Here is a 3,014-nt window from a genome sequence, read left to right on the forward strand (position 1 = left end):
AACGCCCAGGGCCTGCCCCTGGGCGTTGGACTCGCGGGGCCTGGGCGTTGGACTCGCGGGGTCTGGGCGTTGGACTCGCGGGGTCAGTGGAGGACGTCGCGCAGGCGCAGGCGCGGGCCCATGTGCAGGACCGAGTTCCGGTACACCACGCCACCCAGCCGGGCCAGCACGGCCACCGTCGCCAGGGTCAGGAGTATCGCCGCCACGACCTGCCACGCCGGGACCGCCGCCAGCGCGATGCGGCCCGGCATCAGGATCGGTGACAGCGGGGGCAGCAGCGACAGCACGGTGGCCGCCGGGCCGGTCGGGTTGCGGGACAGGACCGCGAAGCCCAGCACGAACGACACCACCAGCACGACCGTGACCGGCATCAGCACCGACTGCACGTCCTCCTGCCGCGACACCAGCGAGCCCACGGCCGCGAACACCGTGGCGTACAACAGGTAGCCGAGCAGATACCACAACAGGCCCCACGCGAGCATGCCCGCGGCCGCGCCGGAGATCGTCACCACGCCGGTCAGGATCGCCAGCAGCAGGCCCACGGCGCCGACCGCGAACAGCTGGATCAGCCCGACCAGCCCCAGCCCGACCACCTTCCCGGACAGCAGCTGCCACGGCCGCACGGTCGCGAGCAGCAGCTCCACCACCCGGCTCGACTTCTCCTCCACGACACCCTGCGCCACCATCGACCCGTACAGCAGCAGCGCCAGGTACAGCAGCGCCACGATCACCAGCGCGAGCGCCAGCCGCTGGTTGTGCTGCGGGTCCGCCGGTTCCAGCGAGTCCACCCGCACACCCGCCTTGGCGACCGTCGCCAGCACCTCGTTCGCGTCCAGGCCCTCGACGGACGCGAGCAGCCCGCTCAGCACCTGCTGCTGCACGAGTCCATTGAGGACGGTATGCAGGTCCGGGTCGAGGTCGCCGCGGGCCAGTACCCGCAGCTCCGCCGGCGCGCCGCTGACGAGGGCGTCGAGCGAGCCGTCGGCGACCATCTCCCGGCCGGCCGCGAGGTCGGGCACCTCGGTCGTCGTCACGGCGTAGTCCAGCTGGCCGGCGGCCTCCTTGAGCGGCCCGGTGATCGCGGTCGCCTGCCCGTTGAGGCCGACGCGGGTCGTGTGCTCCTCGTCGAACATCGTGCTCTGCGTGAGCACGAACCCCACCAGCACCACCAGCGACACGACCGTGCTGACCACAAAGGACCGGGTGCGCAACCGGCTGTTCAGCTCCCGCTGGGCCACCAGGTAGACCGTGCGCGCCGGCCGGGTTTCGGTCACGGCGCGACCACGTCCCGGTACAGCTCCGCGAGCGTGGGCCGCAGCCGGGTGAACTCCCGCACGCGCCCGGTAGCGAGCGCCGCGGCCAGCACTGCCTGGTCGTCCACGCCGTTCGTCAGGTGCAGCCGCGTTCGTCCATTGTGGATCTCCAGCACCTCGACGCCGGGAATCGCCGCCGCCCACCCGGCCGGTGCGTCCGGCGCGTCCACGAGCAGCTCGACCCTGCTGCCCGCGCTGAGCTCGTCCACGGTTCCGGCGGCCACCACGTGTCCATTCTGGATGATGGCGACCCGGTCGGACACCCGCTCCACCAGATCGAGATCGTGCGCGGAGAACAGGACTGACACACCGGCGGCCGCGCGCTCGCGCAGCACGTCGCTCAGCACGTCGACCGCGGCCGGGTCGAGGGCGGCGAACGGCTCGTCGAGCACCAGCAGCTCCGGGCCGTGCACCAATGCCGCGGCGAGCTGTACGCGCTGCTGGTCGCCGAGGCCGAGCCGCTGGATCTGGACGGCCCGCCGGTCGCGCAAACCGAGCCGGGCGATCCACAGGTCGGCCGCGCGGTGCGCGTCGTTGGTGGTCAGGCCGTGCAGTTCGGCGAGGTAGACGAGGTGGTCGAGGACCCGCATCCGGGGGTAGAGCCCGCGCTCCTCGGGCAGGTAGCCCATCCGCCGCCGGGTGCTCGGCGTGACCGGCTCGCCGCCAACGCACACCGCACCCGCGTCCGGGGCGAGCACGCCGAGCACGATACGCAGCGTGGTGGTCTTGCCGGCCCCGTTGCTCCCGACGAAGCCGAAGATCTCGCCGGGGGTGACGGTGAAGCTCACGTCCCGGCAGGCCACGACGTTGCCGAAGCTCTTCGCGATCCGCTGCACCTCCAGTGACGCTGGTGGCACGCCTGTCCTCCGTCGCTCCGCTCCGCCGACCCACAAGAGTATCCGGCCCGCCCCGACCACCGACGATTACGGGGCGTCCCCACCGGATTACGATTGAAAATTCTTCGCAGGCTTACGTCGATCGGCGGTCATTGCTGGCGTATGTTCCGGCGAGGATGCACGCATGATCCAGCACGAACGGGTGGAGTGGCGAGGGCATGGACCCCGATAAGTGGTTCGCGCAGTACGACGAGAAGTTGCGGGACGCGGCGCAGAAGGCGGAGAAGGCTGAGCAGGCGCTCAGGACCGTCGGTGGATCGGCGACGTCGGGCGACGGCGAGGTGACCGTGCGGGTGGCCGCGAGCGGCGCGCTCACGGATCTGGTGCTGCGGCCGGGCGTGCGGGACATCGAGCCCGAGCACCTCGCCCGGGTCATTCTCGAGACCAGCCGCCAGGCCCAGCGCGACGTCGGTGCGCAGGTCGTGGACGTCATGACGAAGTTCGTGGGCGAAGGGGCCGCGCTGGAGGCGGTGAAGGAGCACCTGCCGGAGGGCTACGCCGGGGACGGACGGGACGAGGGCTTCCTCAAGATCGAGCAGCAGCCGAAGCAGGCGCGCTCGGACGACGAGTACTTCGACAACCCGCCCGAAGTGATCAAGTGACCACCGCCCCCGGCCGGGTCGGGCCGGGGGCGTTTTGTAGTTCGACGAACGATGGGGCATTCCATGGGTGAGGGTTACAACGTTGTGGTGGGGGAGGTGCGGGCGCACGCGGCGGTGGTGACGGCTATCGCGTCGCAGGTGCGGTCGGCTTCCGGTGGTGCGCGGGATTCGGTTGGTGGCGGGGCGTTTGGTGAGATCGCGGA

At 71.2% G+C, this 3,014-nt stretch carries 3 protein-coding genes; 1 reads left to right on the forward strand and 2 read right to left on the reverse strand.

The genetic code is table 11. The features are described from left to right. Nucleotides 1-83 precede the first annotated feature (83 nt). A complete protein-coding gene (locus VH969_RS29835; RefSeq protein ID WP_331980306.1) occupies nucleotides 84-1,274 on the reverse strand; it encodes an ABC transporter permease in 1,191 nt (396 codons plus the stop codon). Continuing rightward, nucleotides 1,271-2,170 carry an ABC transporter ATP-binding protein gene (locus tag VH969_RS29840; protein ID WP_331980308.1) on the reverse strand — a complete coding sequence of 300 codons (900 nt, stop codon included), beginning with the start codon at nucleotides 2,168-2,170 and terminating at the stop codon, nucleotides 1,271-1,273. Before VH969_RS29840 ends, VH969_RS29835 begins: the two co-directional genes overlap by 4 nt. A 197-nt stretch (nucleotides 2,171-2,367) precedes the next feature. Here VH969_RS29840 and VH969_RS29845 point away from each other — a divergent pair, with 197 nt between their 5' ends. Next, a complete protein-coding gene (locus VH969_RS29845; protein WP_331980310.1) occupies nucleotides 2,368-2,811 on the forward strand; it encodes a YbaB/EbfC family nucleoid-associated protein in 444 nt (147 codons plus the stop codon). The last annotated feature ends 203 nt before the right edge of the window (nucleotides 2,812-3,014 follow it).

This window comes from Actinophytocola sp., from assembly GCF_036555685.1.
Lineage (GTDB): Bacteria > Actinomycetota > Actinomycetes > Mycobacteriales > Pseudonocardiaceae > Actinophytocola.